General features: G+C 67.2%; 13 protein-coding genes. 7 read left to right on the forward strand and 6 right to left on the reverse strand.

Annotated features, from left to right (window positions below):
- Nucleotides 1-49: 49 nt before the first annotated feature.
- Complete coding sequence (locus tag C9424_RS01655) at nucleotides 50-814, forward strand: AMIN-like domain-containing (lipo)protein (RefSeq protein ID WP_133247465.1); 765 nt, start codon at nucleotides 50-52, stop codon at nucleotides 812-814.
- Nucleotides 815-940: 126 nt separating this feature from the next.
- On the opposite strand, the gene gabT is transcribed toward C9424_RS01655, so the two are convergent.
- Together gabT and C9424_RS01665 are read right to left on the reverse strand one after the other, a co-directional pair.
- Nucleotides 941-2,296 (reverse strand): 4-aminobutyrate--2-oxoglutarate transaminase, encoded by a 1,356-nt coding sequence (gabT, locus tag C9424_RS01660; protein WP_116765196.1) that lies wholly within the window; start codon nucleotides 2,294-2,296, stop codon nucleotides 941-943.
- 93 nt (nucleotides 2,297-2,389) lie between these two features.
- Complete coding sequence (locus C9424_RS01665) at nucleotides 2,390-3,820, reverse strand: gamma-aminobutyraldehyde dehydrogenase (protein WP_116765343.1); 1,431 nt, start codon at nucleotides 3,818-3,820, stop codon at nucleotides 2,390-2,392.
- Nucleotides 3,821-3,966: 146 nt separating this feature from the next.
- Between C9424_RS01665 and C9424_RS01670 the strand changes: the two genes are divergently transcribed.
- The 5 genes from C9424_RS01670 to C9424_RS01690 all read left to right on the forward strand — a co-directional run bounded on the left by C9424_RS01670 (nucleotide 3,967) and on the right by C9424_RS01690 (nucleotide 11,484).
- Nucleotides 3,967-5,409, forward strand: a complete 1,443-nt coding sequence (locus C9424_RS01670) for a PucR family transcriptional regulator (RefSeq protein ID WP_116765197.1) — start codon at nucleotides 3,967-3,969, stop codon at nucleotides 5,407-5,409.
- Nucleotides 5,410-5,503: 94 nt separating this feature from the next.
- Nucleotides 5,504-6,793, forward strand: a complete 1,290-nt coding sequence (locus C9424_RS01675) for an MFS transporter (RefSeq protein WP_116765198.1) — start codon at nucleotides 5,504-5,506, stop codon at nucleotides 6,791-6,793.
- Nucleotides 6,790-7,470, forward strand: coding sequence for a FadR/GntR family transcriptional regulator (locus C9424_RS01680; protein WP_116765199.1), 681 nt, complete (start codon nucleotides 6,790-6,792; stop codon nucleotides 7,468-7,470). The genes C9424_RS01675 and C9424_RS01680 overlap by 4 nt, the downstream gene beginning before the upstream one ends.
- A gap of 377 nt (nucleotides 7,471-7,847) precedes the next feature.
- The gene (gene ppk2 / locus C9424_RS01685; protein ID WP_116765200.1) at nucleotides 7,848-8,687 is read left to right on the forward strand and encodes a polyphosphate kinase 2; all 840 of its coding nucleotides are present in this window, start codon (nucleotides 7,848-7,850) and stop codon (nucleotides 8,685-8,687) included.
- A gap of 28 nt (nucleotides 8,688-8,715) precedes the next feature.
- Nucleotides 8,716-11,484 (forward strand): cation-translocating P-type ATPase, encoded by a 2,769-nt coding sequence (locus C9424_RS01690; protein WP_237563237.1) that lies wholly within the window; start codon nucleotides 8,716-8,718, stop codon nucleotides 11,482-11,484.
- 114 nt (nucleotides 11,485-11,598) lie between these two features.
- Here the strand turns inward: C9424_RS01690 and C9424_RS01695 are convergent, their stop codons facing one another.
- The gene (locus C9424_RS01695; RefSeq protein ID WP_116765201.1) at nucleotides 11,599-12,135 is read right to left on the reverse strand and encodes a hypothetical protein; all 537 of its coding nucleotides are present in this window, start codon (nucleotides 12,133-12,135) and stop codon (nucleotides 11,599-11,601) included.
- 231 nt (nucleotides 12,136-12,366) lie between these two features.
- On the opposite strand from C9424_RS01695, the gene C9424_RS01700 reads away from it, so the two are divergent.
- On the forward strand, nucleotides 12,367-12,948 hold the full coding sequence (locus C9424_RS01700) for a hypothetical protein (RefSeq protein ID WP_116765202.1): 582 nt from the start codon (nucleotides 12,367-12,369) through the stop codon (nucleotides 12,946-12,948).
- A 6-nt stretch (nucleotides 12,949-12,954) separates the two neighbouring features.
- On the opposite strand, the gene C9424_RS01705 is transcribed toward C9424_RS01700, so the two are convergent.
- The 3 genes from C9424_RS01705 to cobA form a co-directional block, all read right to left on the reverse strand.
- The gene (locus C9424_RS01705) at nucleotides 12,955-13,956 is read right to left on the reverse strand and encodes a DNA topoisomerase IB (RefSeq protein WP_116765203.1); all 1,002 of its coding nucleotides are present in this window, start codon (nucleotides 13,954-13,956) and stop codon (nucleotides 12,955-12,957) included.
- Between the two features lie 156 nt (nucleotides 13,957-14,112).
- Complete coding sequence (locus C9424_RS01710; RefSeq protein WP_116765204.1) at nucleotides 14,113-15,576, reverse strand: FAD-dependent oxidoreductase; 1,464 nt, start codon at nucleotides 15,574-15,576, stop codon at nucleotides 14,113-14,115.
- 88 nt (nucleotides 15,577-15,664) lie between these two features.
- On the reverse strand, nucleotides 15,665-16,957 hold the full coding sequence (gene cobA / locus C9424_RS01715; protein ID WP_116765205.1) for a uroporphyrinogen-III C-methyltransferase: 1,293 nt from the start codon (nucleotides 16,955-16,957) through the stop codon (nucleotides 15,665-15,667).
- Nucleotides 16,958-17,068 lie beyond the last annotated feature (111 nt).

Below are 17,068 nucleotides of genomic sequence, written 5' to 3' on the forward strand. Positions count from 1 at the left end.
GCTGCACAATCTTCTGTGCCTACGCTGGGATGGTCGAGGGGAGACCATCATGAACGTCATCAGCAACCGCAGGTGCCGGCCGCGGACTGCCGGGCTGGGAGCTTTGACGCTCCTACTGGTCCTCACCGCCTGCACCCCGCCCGCGCCGCAGCCGTCGGCCAGCAGCCAGCCTCCGTCGCCTTCGCCCACCGCGACGGCGAGCCCGTCGGCGACCGGTGATGCTGATGAAACGGCACCCCCGCAACCCGGCGACAAGGTGATCTCGTCCACGATCACCCACGACTGGTCGGTGCCAAAGTCCGGCACCCCGTTCCACACGGACCACGAGAACCCCGTGCCAATCGCGCCTCCGCCGGCGGCCCCGCTACCCACGCTGTACGCCATTGGCGCGGGCCAGCACCCCTCCGACACCCCGCCCTATGACCAGCTGAGCTTCCGGTTCAACGGCGGCTTCCCCAGCTACGACGTCGAGGTGGTCCCCGAGCTCGTCGCCGACGGCAGCGGTCAGCCGATCGACATGCCGGGAACGGGAACCATCCTTGAGGTGACGTTCCACGGCGCCCAGGCGCACACCGCGGACGGCAAGGCCAGCACGGTGACGAGCGCCCCGGCGCCGTCGATCGGTTACAAGGCACTCACGAGCTACGCGCCGGCCGGGGACTTCGAGGGCGTGCTGACGTACGGGATCGGCGTAGGCCGGCCCATGTCCACAGTCCCGGAGACGAAGGTACGCGTTTACGAGGTGGAGAAGATCGAGCAGGGCCAGCACCTGTATGTCGTGGCGATCCAGCTGGACGCGACCGCCTGGAAGTAGTGAACGGGAAGTCGGAGCTTAAACAGCGGAAGAGCCGCGGATGATGTGTCCGCGGCTCTTCCGTTTTTCCGGCTAGACCGGTCTCCGGGAAAGGATTGCCTTCCCGGCAGCTTGTTCGCTAGCGGCTCAGGCGTTGGCCTTGATGGCCGCGGCCAGGACCTCGAGGCCGTCCAGCAGCAACTCGTCGCTGATCACCAGCGGAGGCAGCAGCCGGATGACGTTGCCGTAGGTGCCGCAGGTGAGGATGATGACACCCTCCTTGAGGCAGGCCGCGGCGACGGCCTTGGTCAGCTCCGGGTTCGGTTCCTTGGAACCGGCCTGGACGAGCTCGATCGCCAGCATGGCGCCGCGGCCGCGGACATCGCCGATCACGGGCTGCTCGCTCGCCAGTTCACGCAGCTTGCCGAGGGCGATCTCCTCGATGTGCTTGGCGCGGGCGTTGAGGTTGTACTGCTCCATCGAGCCGATGGATGCCAGAGCGGCGGCGCACGCGACCGGGTTGCCGCCGTAGGTGCCGCCGAGGCCGCCAGGGTGGACGGCGTCGAGGAGGTCCGCGCGGCCGGTGATGGCGGAGAGCGGCATGCCGCCGGCGATGCCCTTGGCCATGGTCAGGATGTCCGGGACAACACCTTCGTGGTTCACGGCGAACCATTCGCCGGTGCGGCAGAAGCCGGACTGGACCTCGTCGGCGACGAAGACGATGCCCTTGTCCTTGGCCCACGCGGCCAGCGCCGGCAGGAAACCCTCGGCCGGGACAATGAAGCCGCCCTCGCCCTGGATGGGTTCGATGATGATGGCGGCCACCTGGTCGCCGCCGATCTGCTTCTCGATCATGGTGATGGCGCGCTTGGCGGCCTCGGCACCGGTGATCTCCGGGTTTTCCTCGCGGAACGGGTAGCTCATCGGCATGCGGTAGACCTCGGGCGCAAACGGGCCGAAGTTGGTCTTGTACGGCATGGCCTTGGCGGTCAGCGCCATGGTCAGGTTGGTGCGGCCGTGGTAGGCGTGGTCAAAGGCGACGACGGCGTCCCGGCCGGTCGCCAGACGGGCCACCTTGATGGCGTTCTCGACAGCCTCGGCACCGGAATTGAAGAGCACGGTGCGCTTCTCGTGGTCGCCCGGGGTGAGGCGGTTCAGCTGCTCGGCAACGGCCACGTAGCCTTCGTAGGGCGTGACCATGAAGCACGTGTGGGTGAAGTGCTCCACGGCTTCCTTCACGGCGCCGACGACGGCGGGGTCCGAGGCGCCGACGCTCGTCACAGCAATGCCGGAGCCGAGGTCGATGAAGGAGTTGCCGTCGACGTCATGGATGATGCCGCCGTCGGCGTCGGCCACGAACACCGGAACGCTGGACGCGACGCCGGCGGCGACGACCGCCTTGCGGCGCTCGGTCAGGGCAACGGACTTGGGGCCCGGGAAGTCGGCCTGGACGCGGCGCTTCTGCTCAAGCCGGTAGGTGATGTCATGTGCGGTGGTGGTCATGGGAAAGCCTTTCTAAGCGTGCGGTGAAGCGCGCGAGTTATGCGTCAGGTTGAGTTATGCCACTGCGTTATGAGACAGCGTTATGCATCTGCGTTATGCGTCGAGCGCACTCATGACGTGCTTGATGCGGGTGTAGTCCTCGACGCCGTACATGGACAGGTCCTTGCCGTAGCCGGACTGCTTGAAGCCGCCGTGCGGCATTTCGGCGGTAAGGAGGATGTGGGTGTTGATCCAGACGGCGCCGAAATCGAGGTCGCGGCTCAGGCGCATGGCCGTGCCGTGGTTCGAGGTCCAGACGCTGGATGCCAGGGCGTAGTCGACGTCGTTCGCCAGTTCCACGGCCTCGTCCTCGGTGCTGAACTTCTGCACCGTGATGACGGGACCAAAGGCTTCCTTCTGCACGATGTCGTCGCTCTGCTTGGCGCCGGTGACGATGGTGGGCTCGAAGAAGAAGCCCTTGTCCCCCGCCTGATGGCCGCCGGTCTCGATTTTGCAGTTTTCCGGCAGGGACTCCACCAGGGCCTTGACCGTGTTGAAGTGGTTGACGTTGTTCAGCGGGCCGAAGTAGTTGTCTTCGTCGTTCTGCGAGCCGGTGCGCAGGGTCTTCGTGTGTTCCACGAGGGCTGCCACGAGGTCGTCGTAGGCGGAGTCCTGGACCAGGACGCGGGCGATGGCGGTGCAGTCCTGGCCGGCGTTGAAGAAGGCGAACTCGGCGATGGCGGCGGCGCTCTTCTTGATGTCGGCGTCGGCGAAAACGACCGCAGGGGCCTTCCCGCCGAGTTCCAGGTGGGCCCGCTTAAGTCCCTTGGCGGCGCCCGACGCGACGGCGATGCCGGCGCGGACGGAGCCGGTGATGGAGACCAGGCCGGGGACCTTGTGCTCCACCATCAGGGCGCCGGTCTCGCCGGTGCCCAAGACCACGTTCAGCACGCCGGCCGGGAAGATCTCGCCGGCAAGCCGGGCCAGGACCAGGGTGGATTCCGGGGTGGTGTCCGAGGGCTTGAGAACCACGGTGTTGCCGGCGGCCAGGGCGGGGCCGATCTTCCAGATGCCCATGAGGAACGGGTAGTTCCACGGGGCGACCTGGGCCACGACGCCGATCGGTTCCCGCCGTACGTAGGAGGTGTGGCCTTCGAAGTACTCGCCGGCGGACTTGCCTTCCATGATGCGGGCCGCACCGGCGAAGAAGCGCAGCTGGTCGGCGCCGGCGGCGACTTCCTCCGAGGCGATCAGGGAGCGGACCTGGCCGGTGTTGCGGTGCTGGGCCTCAACGATTTCGTCGCTGTTGGCCTCGACGGCATCCGCGAGCTTGAGCAGCATAAGCTGGCGCTGCCCGGGCGTGGTGTGCTTCCAGGTCTTGAAGGCGTTCTTGGCAGCCGCCATGGCGGCGTCGACGTCGGCCTGCACCGAGATCGGCGACTGTGCCACGACGTCTCCGTTGGTGGGGTTCACGATGGGCATCATCCCTGTGCCGGCGGGGGTGACAAACTCGCCGTTGATGAAGTTCTGCAAGGTTTGAACCACGGTGTACAACCTCTTTCTTACTGCCAATGACGGATGTGGGGCTGGTCACGAGCCTATGCCAGCGGGGCAAGCCAGGGAATAGGCACCTGCACACCATCCCCGCAATGCTTTAGTGCGCTTGACCAGCACCCGGCTATCCTGAATCCATGGCCATTTCACTCGCCGCACTACTGGGTGTGCCGTCCCTCAAACTCACCAAGGCCGGCCTCGCCGAAACCACCTGGCACCAGGACATTCTCTGGGTGGCCGTCACCGAACAGGAGGACCCGCAGCGGTTCCTCAACGGCGGCGAACTGATCCTGACCACGGGCATGCGGCTCAAGAGCGCCGCGGAGCAGCGCCGCTTCGTGCGCCAGGTCCAGCGGGCCGGGGCCGTCGGGATCGGCTTCGGGGTCGGCCTGACGCACGACGCCGTGCCGCCGGCCCTGATCGCCGAGGCCAACCGCTGGGGGCTGCCGGTGGTGGAAGTACCGTACGAGACACCCTTCATTGCCATCGGCAAGATCGTGGCCGACGCCCAGTCGGCGGACCACCTGGTCAAGCTCGAGCGGCTCATTGCCGGGCACCAGATCCTGGCCCGGGCCTTGCTGACCGGCGGCGGGCTCGCCGAACTCCTGAAACATCTGGGGTCGATGCTGCGCACCGAGATCGTCCTGACCCAGTTCACGGCGCAGCTGTACAACAGCGTGCCCGGCCACCCCGCCCCCACGGCCGAGGGCTGGGCGTCGTACCCCATCCCGACCGGCCGCCGCGATGCCTGCACACTGTGGGTGAAGCAGCCGTTCGAGGACTCGGGCATTGTGGGCTACGCCCAGAACCTGATCAGCGTCGAACTCAATAACATGGTCAAGCAGCGCCAGGCCCAGCGGGCGCTGGCCGGCCAGGTCCTCGAAGACGTCATCCACGGGACGTTGGAGACCTCCGAAGCCACCCGGCGCCTCGCCGGCGTCGGCATCAACAGCACCCGCAAGAACGTGGTCCTACTCGCCGAATCGGCGGCCCACAACAAGCAGCTCGGAAGTTCATCCCTGCCCCAGCCGCTCGAAGCGGCGGTCAGCGCCGTTGTCGGGAAGGACCTCGTGGTGGTGATGCCCGATGACGGCAGCGGCGCCAGCGCGCTGGCCCGCCGCCTCAGCGACCACCTCGCGGAGGCCGGGATCCATGCCACGATCGGCATCGGCGGTGCCTACACCAAGCCGAACGGCCTGCGGTGGAGCTATTTTGAAGCCCGCGATGCGGCCACCCACGGCCTGCCGGTCAACGAGCCCGAGCGGCTGAGCCTGACCTCGCTGCTGCTGGCCAGTGAGGACGTTCCACTGGCGGACATGGCCAACGAGTCACTGAACCCCCTGCGGGCCTTTGACGCAGCACACGGCGCCGAGCTCATGACCACCCTGGAAAGCTACCTCAACAACAACGGCTCGGTGGCCGCCGTCGCCGAGGAACTCACCCTGCACCGCAACACGGTCCGCTACCGGCTGGCGCAGATCACCGAGCTCACCGGCTACGACCCCGCCCAGACACCGGACCGCGTGCAGCTCTGGCTCGCCCTGGCGGTCCAGCGGCTCAGCGCCCGGCACCCGCGCTGACCCTCGCCCTCCGTTGCTTCTTAGGGGTTGTCTCTTTCGGAGATATTCGCCACTAAACGGTGAGACTCAAACATCAAACGTCTAACCTTTAGTTATGGCTAGCAGCACGGCGGTCTCCGCTCTCCCCCAAACAGCTCCACCCGGCACCCGGCGCCCCCGTGGCGTGATCGTGGCCGGCGTCGTGGCGCTCGTACTGATCGGCCTGAACCTCCGCGCCGGCATCACCGGCTCCGCCGCACTGTTCCACGACCTGCAGGCCGTCCTCGGGTACGGCCCGCTGATCGCGGCCCTGCTCCCCTCGATCCCCACCCTGTGTTTCGCGGTAGCCGGGGCGGCCACGTCCTGGCTCACCCGGCAGCTGGGGCTGGAAAAGGCCATCCTGCTCTCCCTCGTGATGCTGGCCGCGGGACTGTTGCTCCGGGGCATCCCATCCACCGGAATGCTGCTCGCCGGGACCGTGGCGGGAATGTCCGGGCTGGCCGTCTGCAATGTGGCGATGCCCGCCTTCATCAGAGTGCACTTCGCGGACCGCACGTCGCTCATGACCGCCCTGTATACCTTGACCATGACCACCGGCGCCACTGTCACCGCCGTGCTGATCGTGCCGGTGGCGCAGGCCCTTGGCTCGCCATCCGCGGGCGTCGGGTCCATCGGCATCCTGGCCCTGTGCGCCTGCCTCGGCTTCCTCCCGATCGCGGTGCACGCCCACCGCAACGCGTCCCCTGTCAAGGCAGCCCGGGTTTCCCCGTGGCCCCTGCTGCGGACCCGCACCGGCGCGCTGATCACCCTCGGCTTCACGGTGCAGGCGCTCCTGGCCTATGCCGTCCTCAGCTGGTTCCCGTACATGCTGGCCACGACCGGGCTCTCCGCGTCCGACAGCGGGCTGATGTTCGGGCTCATGCAGCTCGTCTCCGTCCCTGCCGGCATGGTGCTGGTCGCCATCGGCTCGCGCCCCCGGATGCTGCGGACCTCGTTCTACCTGGCCACGGTGACAATGGCGTTCGGCGTCCTGGCCATGCTGGTCCTCCCCGCTTCCTGGGCTCCCCTAACCGCGGTGCTGCTGGGCTTCGGGCTCGGGATCTTCCCGCTGGTCATGGTGATGATCAGCCGCAGCGGCCGCACCACGGCCGAGACCACCGCGCTCTCCACCGTGGCCCAGTCCGCCGGGTACCTGCTGGCGACCCTCGGACCGTTCGGCATGGGCCTGCTGCACAGTGCCACCAACTCCTGGACTCTGCCGTTGGCGCTCCTGCTGGCAGTGGCCCTGGGCCAGATCGCCGTGGGCCACCTGCTGACGGGCCGGCCCACAGAGCAACGGCCGGCGAAACTCCCGCCTGCTGCCCCGCACACGGCTTCGCACCCATTGGAAGGAATCCGGCGATGACACTCACTTCTTCGCACCGGCCTCCGTTGGCGGAGGAAATCACTGCCAAGCTGCGGGCGCTGATCCACTCGGGCGAGTGGCCGCTGCAGCAGCGCATTCCGGCCGAACCGGAACTGATGGCCGCGTTCGGCGTCTCCCGCGGCACCCTGCGCGAGGCCATCAAGGCGCTCGCCCACAGCGGCATGCTTGAAGTCCGCCGCGGGGACGGCACTTACGTGCGCGCCACCAGTGAGATCGCGGGGGCCACCCAGCGGATGTACGCGGACCACTCCCAGGGACACATCCTGGAGGTCCGCGTCGGGCTGGACACCCAAGCCGCCCGGCTTGCCGCACGCCACGCCACGGCCGACGACGTCGCCGCCCTGCGCGCATTTCTCGACAAACGCCGGGCCGCCTGGCTGGCCGAAGATTATCCGGCGTGGGCCCGCGCCGATTGGGACTTCCATGTGCGGGTGGCCCAGGCCTCCGCCAACCCGCTCCTGCACGAGCTATATGTCAGTTTCGGTGTCGTCTTCCACAATGATCTGCTCCGGCAGCAGCGGCGGGCCGGTTTCAATGGACTGCCGCATGAGGGCCACGACGAACTGGTGGACGCTATTGCCGCACGTGATGAGGCGGCCGCCGTCGAGAGCGTCACCCGGAACCTGAACTCCTGCGCGGAGTGGCTGCAGGAATAGTTCCCGAGGGTTTTCCGAAGGTGCCGGGACAATGCTCTGTCTCAGCCTGTGCCCCCGCGCCCAGCAGCGGGGGCCCGGCAGGCCAAGGGCCTCCGGGGAGGGACTTCCGTTCCCCCGGGGGCCTTTGTGCTGCTCCGAGTGCATCGCTGCCCACGCCGGGCCGTCCCGTCGTGTTCAGGTCCAGCTCAATAGGGTCTTAGTGCCGTAGACCCTGCCCTGGCCAGGGTCAACACTGAAAGTTGCAGGACGCTGCGCGAGCGTTCACGCGATTGGTGCACGTGCTCTTCCGCACACTACCCGGACTACTGTGCCGGACTCACCGGATCTCGCAGTGCGGCACCTTGATTCGCCCCAGCAAGGACTCGGCGAGGAGGTCGATGGTGGGCAAGAAGAAGAAAAAGAAGAGCGCCGGCGAAAAATCGGGGCAGGACGAGCAAACCACAACAAAAATGCGCCGCAAGGAATATGAGGCGGAGATGGCCGTCCTGCAAGGCGAGTTGGTGGCCCTGCAGGAGTGGGTGAAGTCCACCGGCGCCAAGATCTGCATCGTGTTTGAGGGCCGCGATACGGCCGGCAAGGGCGGCACCATCAAACGAATCGTCGAGCGGGTGAGCCCCCGGGTGTTCCGGGTGGTGGCGCTCCCCACCCCGACAGAGCGGGAAAAGTCCCAGATGTACCTGCAGCGGTATATGTCGCACTTTCCCGCGGCCGGCGAGGTGGTCATCTTCGACCGCAGCTGGTACAACCGGGCGGGCGTGGAGCGTGTGATGGGCTTTTGCACCCCGGAGCAGACCGAGAGGTTCCTGAACATGACCCCGCTGGTGGAAAAGGCGATGGTCGACTCCGGAATGATCCTGCTCAAGTACTGGCTCGAGGTCAGTGCGGACGAGCAGACCCGGCGGCTTGAGAGCCGCATGGACGATCCCCGCAAGACATGGAAGCTGTCCCCCATGGATATGTTGTCCTACAGCCGCTGGTACGACTACTCCCGGGCCAGGGACGCCATGTTCGAGGCAACAGACACCGCCTGGGCACCGTGGTACGTCGTGAATAACGAGGTCAAGAAGCGCGGGCGGCTCAACATCATCAGCCACCTGCTCAGCCAGGTGCCCTATGAGCCGTTCCCCGGGCTCGACGTCGAGCTCCCGAAGCGTCAGAAGGCCGGCGACTACCGGGAGCCGACCCTGGCGGTGCGGCACATCCCGACCCCGTTCTGAGCAGCGCCCCGGCGATGAGGAGAAAGTCATGAATGACAATTCCGGAGCCGCAGCCGGCTTGGCCCCCGCCGAGGCGGAGGCGACGTGGTACGCGCTGGCGCCCGCGGACGTTGCAACCGAGCTGCGGGTGGACCCGGCCCGCGGCCTGAGCACAGCCGAGGCGCAGGAGAGGCTGGAGGAGTACGGACCGAACGCCCTGGCCGCCGCGAAGCCGGAGCCGGTGTGGAAACGGTTCTTCAAGCACTACCGGGACTACATGCAAATTGTGCTGGTGGTCGCCGCGCTGGTCAGCCTGCTGATCGCGGAATACGGAACAGCAATCGGGCTCGCCCTGCTGACGTTGTTCAACGCCTGGCTGGGATACCACCAGGAAGGCAAAGCCGAGGAAGCGGCCGCCTCCCTTGGCCAGATGATGAAGGCGATGGCCAAGGTGCGCCGCGACGGTGATGTTGTGGAGCTCCCCGCCGAGGAGATCGTGCCCGGGGACATCGTGGTGGTCGATGCCGGGGACCGCGTCCCCGCCGACGGCCGAATCATCCTGGCGGCGACCTTGCAGATCGAGGAAGGCGCCCTGACCGGCGAGAGCGTCGCAGTCGAGAAGGACACGGGGGCCATCACCCGGCACGATGTCGGCATCGGTGACCGCCTCAACATGGCGTTCATGAACACGAACGTGACCCGGGGCCACGGCGAGATCCTCGTTACCACCACGGGGATGGGCTCAGAGGTTGGCCACATCGCCAACATGCTGTCCGGGCAGAAAGTGGAAAAGACCCCCCTCACCAAGCAGGTGGACCGGCTCACCATCTTCATCATCATCGCGGCCCTCTTCGCCTTCGTCGCAATCGTCATCATGGGCCTGGCCGCGGGCGAATCCTTTGCGGTGCTCTTCGGGATCGGCGTGGCGCTGGCCGTCGGCTCGATCCCGGATGCGCTGCCCGCAGTCGTCACGACGATCCTGTCTGTCGGTTCGGTCAACATGGCCAAGAAGAACGCCATCATGAAGGTCCTGCCCGCGGTTGAGACGCTGGGCTCGACGTCGGCGATCAATTCGGACAAGACGGGCACCCTGACCCTGAACCAGATGACGGTGCGGGAGATCACCACAGTGCAGCACCACTACACCGTGAGTGGCGAGGGCTACAGCTTCGACGGTCAGGTCCAGCGGACCACCGGCGACGCCGAGCGGAGCCTGGACTACGTCATGTACTCCTGCGCCCTGTGCAACGACTCCGACATCAACGACGGCGAAGTGGTCGGGGACCCCACCGAGGCGGCGCTGTACGTGCTCGCGCAAAAGGGCGGTGTCGACGTCCGGGAATTCCGCCGCAACAACCCGCGCGTCGCGTCGGTCCCCTTCGACTCCGACTACAAGTTCATGGCCACCTTCCACCGGATGCCCGGCGCCGACGGCAGGCCCGTGATCCGGGCCTACGTGAAGGGGGCACCCGATGTCCTGCTCAACAGGTCATCGTTCGCGCGGATGCCCGGCGACCGGTCCGAGTCCCTTACCGAAGAGATGCGCGGGAAAGTGCTCGCCGAGAACGAGCGCATCGCCAGCCAGGGCCGTCGGGTGCTCGCCCTGGCGCAGCGCGAGTTCGATCCGGCGACGTTCGACCCCTCGGGCGACCTCATGGCGCTCATGCAGGACTTGGAGATTACGGCGCTGATCGGCGAGGTCGACCCGCCGCGCGCCGAGGCGGTGGCCGCCATCGCGAAGGCAAAGCACGCCGGCATCCGGGTCCGGATGATCACCGGCGACCACGCCATAACGGCGGCGGCGATCGCCGATGAACTCGGCATCAGGGGCCGTGCGGTGACAGGTGCCGAGTTCGCCGCTATGAGTGATGCGGAGGCCGACAACCAGGTGGACGGGATCGGCGTGATCGCCCGGGTAGCTCCCGAACACAAAGTCCGGCTGGTCGAGGTGCTCAAGCGCAAGGGCCACGTCGTTGCCATGACCGGCGACGGCGTCAACGATGCCCCGGCGATCGCGGCGGCCGACATCGGGATCGCAATGGGCATCACGGGCACCGACGTCGCCAAGGGCGCGGCCAAGATGATCCTGGCCGACGACAATTTTGCCACCATCGTGGCGGCGGTCGAAGAGGGCCGGCTGGTGTACGACAACCTGCAGAAATTCATCCGGATCCAGGTCGCCAACCTGTTTATGTTTATTCTGGCGTTCATCGGATCCTCCGCCTTCGCGATTGCCGGTACAGCGCTGCTCAGCCCGGCCCAGGTGCTGTGGATCCACATGGCAATCGTCGCCCCGATTGGCGCGGTGATGGGACTGGACCTCGCGACGCCGGGCATCATGAACCGCAAGCCGCGGCCCTTCAATCAGCCGATCATCGTCCGGTCGATGATGGTGCGGCTGTTCGTCGTCGGGCTGTTCATGGCGGCCGCGACGCTGATCCTCGTGCAGATCGGCAAGATCTCCTACGGCTCGCTCGAGATCGGCCAGAGCATGGCCATTGTGGGTCTCGGGTTGATGAATATCGCCGTCGCCCTCAACCTGCGCTACCCCACGGAGAGTGCCTTCGGGCCGTCCACCATATCCAACCCGAAACTGCTTTGGGCCTTCGCATGGGCCTTCATCGGATCCATGCTGATTACCCAGATGCGGGTGCTGCAGGACCTGTTCGGCACCGTCCCGCTCACCGGCCAGCAGTGGGTGGCCTGCCTGGTTCCGGCGGCAGTGCTGCTGCTTCTCGGCGAACTCTTCAAACTGGTCCTGCGGGTCAGGCATGCAGGCGCTCACGCCAAGGGCGCGGCCCCGGCCGTTCCTGCGTAGACGGCCGATTCCTGGGTAGGCGTGCGACTGCTGAGGGCGACTGATACGGCAACTGCTGAGGGCCGGAACGCGACGTTCCGGCCCTCAGCGCGTGCGGTGGTCTTGGACGTGCCGCTAGCGGGCGAGGCCCTTGAACACGTTCTTCGGGCGCTGCATTTCGCCGTGCTTGGCGCCGAGGATAATCACCCAGCCGGCGAACACCGGGATGGCCCACTGCAGGATCTTCAACTGCTGCTGCGCGGAACGGAGTTCCTCCGAGGCTTCCGGCTTCGGCTCGGTGGCACCCTTGGCGCCTTCGGCGGCCAGCTTCTCCACCTTGGCGCCCTGCAGCCCGGCGTACAGCGTCACGGCGGCGCCTGCGAGGGTGACGATGGACTTGTAGACCGTCAGCCGCGTGACGCCGTCCTGCTTGGCCATCCGGCCCTTGTTCTCCCACAGGATGGCGAGGCCGGAAAGGAAGTGCGCGCCAAATGCGGCCGCCTGGAACGGGGCCCACTTCTTCCAGCCCAGACTCGACAGCCGGGTACGTTCCGCGGGGTCCTTGGCTTCCGCCGTGGCACCATTTAGCCCAATGGCGCCCATCAGCGAACCACCGAACCAGGCGCCTGCCGTGAGGTCGTGAATGGATCGGGCAACAAGATTACCTGCCATGGTGAGCTTCCTATCGTCTGTATTTCGAACCCGGAATCGCGGCGGCCAACCGAAGGCCACATCCCGGTTATGGTAAGCACACTTAGCAAAAACTTGATAGTCCCCCGCCCCAACCCCGGGGCTGATGCCATGTCCCGTCCTTGTTGCCGGACGAGCATTGGGGATATCGTGTGAGCTATCCCCGGAACCTTTCGTCATGCTCGTCCGGGGGCGGGTTCTCCGAGGTGAGCCATGAGCTATGTCCCAGTCAGCAGACGCACCATCAGAAGGCGCCGCGAATCCGAGCGGTCCACGAGGCGCCTCGTCGTCGTCCTGTGCGCAGCGGCGGCCGTCGCGTGGTTACTGTCCGTCACGCTGTCCACGGCAGTCCACGTGGACACCTTTGCCCACAACGTCGCCGTCGTTCTGCACGTACTGTCCCTCGTGGTGGCCTTTGGCGCCATCATCCTGGTGGACTGGCACGGCTTCCTGTGGCTCATCGGCCGACGCAAGCTGGCCGAGATCATCCGGCTCGACGGTGCGGCCACACCGCTGATCTGGGGTGGCCTCGCCGGCATGCTGGCCACCGGGGTGTTCCTGAACCCACACTTGACCAACCCGATGACAGACGTCAAGCTCGCAGCCGTCCTTGTGCTCAGCCTGAACGGGATCATGCTCATCCCGCTCATGCGGCGGCTGGCGCGGATGCCTTCCGATGCGTCGTTCGCGGACCTGACCGTCGGGCAGCGGATCCACATGATGTTGTGCCTGGTCATCTCGCAGGCCTGCTGGTGGACGGCGATCATCATCGGGTTCATCAACGGGATGTTCTGACAACTATCAGGCATCCCGGCCGGACAAGGCGACCACGTCACCTTCCTGGTACAGCAGTGCCCGGAGCTCGGATTCGGCGGATTCCAGCCGTCTGGGGTCGATGGTCTCCCCGGAGGAGAAATGGTCCAGCAGCCGGGGGTCCACGTAGCTTTTGCGGGCGATCGACGGCGTGTTGCCCAGGACCTCGGAGGCATCGACCATGGCCCGGCTCACCGCACGTTTGCGGGCGGAGGCCTGTGCCTGAGGACCGCTCCGCGCGAGGCTGACGGCCGCCGCCACAGTTCCCCGCAGGGTACGGAAGTCCTTGGCCGTGAAATCCTCCCCCGTGCGCTCCTTGACGTACTCGTTGATGTCCGGGCTGGACACCGGGTGCCAGCGGCTGCCGACCTTGTAGGCCAGCAGCCGGGCGTTGCCGCCGCGCCGCTTGAGCTGGCGCACCACGGCGGCGAGGTCGACGTCGTCGATCCGCGATTCCCACGTCTTGCCGCTCTTGGCGGGGAAACTGAGCCTCAGCTCGTCCTTGTGCACGCGGACGTGGGCGCACAGCAGGGTGGCCAGGCCGTGGCTGCCGTTCTCGTTGGTGTACCGCTCCGAGCCCACCCGGAGCGAGCCGCTGTCCAGCATCCGGAACGCGGCCGCCAGCACCCGTTCCCGGGTGAGCCCCTCCGAGCGCAGGTCCATCGTGACCCGGCGGCGTGCTGTCGGGAGCGTTTCGGCGAGCTGGAGGGCGCGGTCAAATTTGAGCCGGTCCTTTTTCTCCCGCCAGCTTGGATGGTAGATATACTGCCGGCGTCCGACGGCGTCGAGTCCCGTCGCCTGGATGTGCCCGTTGTCGTACGGGGCAATCCAGACGTCGGTCCAGGCCGGCGGAATGCCGATATGTTCCAGCCGGTCCCGCACCGGGCCGGCCGGAAGCGTGGAGCCGTCCAGGTCCTTGTAGCTGAAACCTGTCCCGGCGGGGACCCGGCGGTATCCGCGGCCGGACGCGTTGCTGTGGCGGAGCCTCATTGGCCGACCCTGGGCGAAACGTGTTCATCCATGACGGTAAGCCTACTGACTACCCGCCGGGATCTCCCACACATCAGACAACGCGGGGTCACGTCGCGCCCATAATTCCCTACGGGATGGGCGAGACGTGACCCCGCGTTGCTCTGCGGGTGGAGGCTAGACCTCGACGGCGGCGCCGCGGGAAATTTCCACCATGTCCTCGCGAGGGACCACCTTGATGCGTTCACGGGCAACCTCAACGCCGTGCGATGCGCCGGCCGCCGTCGCCGCGTCGCCCAGGCCACGCTCGTGGGCGTCGAGCGCCAGCCAGCCTTCCCAGCTGGTGTACTCCACGCCGCGGCGCTCCAGGAGTTCGACGACGGCTTCCGGGGCCGGTGCTGCGGCCAGCGGCAGGTTGTCGCGGTCTTCGAGCAGGTAGGTCACGGTTTCCAGCGCGTCGCCCTTGGTGTGGCCGATCAGGCCCACCGGCCCGCGCTTGATCCAGCCGGTCGCGTAAATCCCCGGCACGTGGGTGCCGGCGGCATCCAGGACGCGGCCGCCGTCGTTCGGCACGACGCCCTTGCTGTGGTCGAACTCGACCTCGGGCAGCGCGGAACCGAAGTAGCCGATGGCGCGGTACACGGCCTGGACCGGGTAGTCGACAAACTCGCCGGTGCCGCGGGCGTTGCCCGTGCCGTCCAGTTCGGTACGCTCAAACTTGATGCCGGCGACGCGGCCGGGAGCCTCGGCGTCGTCGTAAACCTCCACCGGGCTGTGCAGGAAGTGCAGGTGCAGGCGGCGGGACGCCTTGAGCTCGGAGAGGTCCTCCGGCTGTTCGGCGATCCAGTTGGTGAGCGTGCCCACCATGGTCTTGGTCTGGTTGTTGCTCTGGATCTGCCGGTCGGACTCGGCGTCGAACTCAAAGTCCTCGGCGTAGAGGACGATGTCCACGTCCTTGGAGTGCGAGAGCTCGCGCAGCTCCAGCGGGGTGAACTTCACCTGTGCCGGGCCGCGGCGGCCGAAGACGTGCACGTCGGTGACGGGCGAGGCCTTCAGCCCGGCGTAGACGTTATCCGGGATTTCGGAGACCAGGAGGTCGTCGGCGTGCTTGGAGAGCATGCGGGCCACGTCCAGGGCCACGTTGCCGTTGCCGATCACGGCGACTTCCTTGGCCTCGAGCGGCCATTCGCGGGACACGTCCGGGTGGCCGTCGTACCAGGAGACGAAGTCGGCGCCGCCGTACGAGCCCTCCAGCTCGATGCCGGGGATGTTCAGGTCCGCGTCCTTGATGGCGCCGGTGGCGAAGATGACGGCGTCGTAGTGGGTGCGGAGGTCATCGATGGACAGGTCCGTGCCGTAGTCCACGTTGCCGAAGAACCGGATGTCGCCGCGGTCCAGGACCTTGTGCAGGGCGTTGACGATTCCCTTGATGCGGGGATGATCGGGGGCCACGCCGTAGCGGATCAGGCCGTAGGGTGCCGGGTAGCGGTCGAAGAGGTCGATGCTGACGGTGAGTTCGCCGCTCTTGACGGCCTCGCTCTTGGTCAGGATGTCCGCGGCGTAGACGCCAGCGGGGCCGGAGCCGACGACGGCGACGCGCAGCGGGCGGGCGGCGGTTCCTACGGTGGTGCTAGTTGACACGGCTGTGTTCCTTTTTCTTCTGCATCCGTTGCTCCATAGCTGCCCTTTTGAGGCTTGATAACGGCGGTTATGGAGCAATCGACGGGGTTTAGGGGGTCAGTACTCGGGTCTTGACGGTGCGGGCGGTGCGCGGGGTGTTCGGGGTGGTGGTGCTGTAGTCCGCGGTCTTGAAGTGCGACGGCGCGAACGGGCTGACGCGGACGACGTCGCCGATCACGATCACGGCGGGGCTCGCGACGCCGGCCGCCTCGGCCTGGTCCGCGATGGTCCCGAGCGTCCCGATGGTCACCCGCTGGTCGGGCAGGTAGCCATTCTCTACGATGCCAACCGGCGTGCCTGCTGGCAAACCGGCACGGGCAAGGGAATCCGCGGAATCGCGGAGCTGGCCCACGCCCATGAGCAGGATCACGGTGTGGTCGGCGCGGGCCGGGACCTCGGAGAGCTCCTCGTGGCCGGTGACCACGCTGAAGCCCTTGGCCAGCCCGCGGTGCGTGACGGGGATGCCGGCGGCGGCCGGGACGGATATGGCGGAGGTGACGCCCGGGACCACTTCAACGTCCACGCCGTGCCGCCGGCAGAACTCGGCTTCCTCGCCGCCGCGGCCCAGGACGTACGGGTCGCCGCCTTTGAGCCGGACCACGCGGTGGCCCTGCCGGGCCTCGTCAACCAGGATTCGATTGATTTCGGCCTGCGGGACCGGGTGGTGGCCCGGAGTCTTGCCAACCTCGATCACGCGGACGTCGGGGGCGAGTTCGGCCAGGAGCTCGCGGGGGCCGAGGCGGTCCGCGACCACGACATCGGCCTGGCCCAGGAGCCGGCGGCCGCGGACGGTGATGAGTCCGGTGTCGCCGGGCCCGCCGCCCACGAGGGCCACGGCGCCGTCTGTTGAACCGGCCCGCGCCCGCTGGCGGCGCAGCGGGAGGTCTCCGGTTTCCAGGGCGGTGGCGACGGCGTCGCGCAGGGCCATGGCGCGGCGCGGGTCTCCCCCGGCATTGACGGCGATCTTGACGTCGTCCACGACGGCGACGGCGGGCGTCCAGGCTGCGGAGGATTCGTGGTCGGAGGCATTGACGCACCAGATGCGCTGCGCCTCGGCGTCGGCGGAGACCTGCGCGTCCACGGCGGCGTCACCGGTGGCGGTCTGGACGAACCAGACGCCGTCGACGTCGGCCGAGCGGTACGCCCGGGGCTCCCAGCTCAGGAGGCCGGCGCCGACAAGATCCTGGAGCGGCGCGGAGGCAACGGGGGCCACCACCGTGACGCGGGCTCCGGCGTCGAGCAGTCCCTTGGCGCGCCGCGCGGCTACGGGTCCGCCGCCAACCACCAGTACGGGACGGCCAAGAAGGCGCAGCGCCGTGGGGTAAATGTCCTGAATTGCCATGCATCGACGATAGGGCGGCGTCACATTGCGGAACAACGGTACGGAAACACCAGTTCACGCAAGGTAACGCCGCGTCACATAGTGGCACGCCCCGACGAAGGACGGCGGAGC

The sequence above is a fragment of the Arthrobacter sp. H-02-3 genome (assembly GCF_003097355.1).
In the GTDB taxonomy this organism is placed as follows: Bacteria; Actinomycetota; Actinomycetes; order Actinomycetales; family Micrococcaceae; genus Arthrobacter; species Arthrobacter humicola.

Bases quoted from the DNA above. Each gene is read 5' to 3' on its own strand.
- C9424_RS01655 (WP_133247465.1), top strand. From the start codon at position 50: ATGAACGTCATCAGCAACCGCAGGTGCCGGCCGCGGACTGCCGGGCTG.
- gabT (WP_116765196.1), bottom strand. From the start codon at position 2,296: ATGACCACCACCGCACATGACATCACCTACCGGCTTGAGCAGAAGCGC.
- C9424_RS01670 (WP_116765197.1), top strand. From the start codon at position 3,967: ATGGCCATTTCACTCGCCGCACTACTGGGTGTGCCGTCCCTCAAACTC.
- C9424_RS01675 (WP_116765198.1), top strand. From the start codon at position 5,504: ATGGCTAGCAGCACGGCGGTCTCCGCTCTCCCCCAAACAGCTCCACCC.
- C9424_RS01680 (WP_116765199.1), top strand. From the start codon at position 6,790: ATGACACTCACTTCTTCGCACCGGCCTCCGTTGGCGGAGGAAATCACT.
- ppk2 (WP_116765200.1), top strand. From the start codon at position 7,848: ATGGTGGGCAAGAAGAAGAAAAAGAAGAGCGCCGGCGAAAAATCGGGG.
- C9424_RS01690 (WP_237563237.1), top strand. From the start codon at position 8,716: ATGAATGACAATTCCGGAGCCGCAGCCGGCTTGGCCCCCGCCGAGGCG.
- C9424_RS01695 (WP_116765201.1), bottom strand. From the start codon at position 12,135: ATGGCAGGTAATCTTGTTGCCCGATCCATTCACGACCTCACGGCAGGC.
- C9424_RS01700 (WP_116765202.1), top strand. From the start codon at position 12,367: ATGAGCTATGTCCCAGTCAGCAGACGCACCATCAGAAGGCGCCGCGAA.
- C9424_RS01705 (WP_116765203.1), bottom strand. From the start codon at position 13,956: ATGAGGCTCCGCCACAGCAACGCGTCCGGCCGCGGATACCGCCGGGTC.
- cobA (WP_116765205.1), bottom strand. From the start codon at position 16,957: ATGGCAATTCAGGACATTTACCCCACGGCGCTGCGCCTTCTTGGCCGT.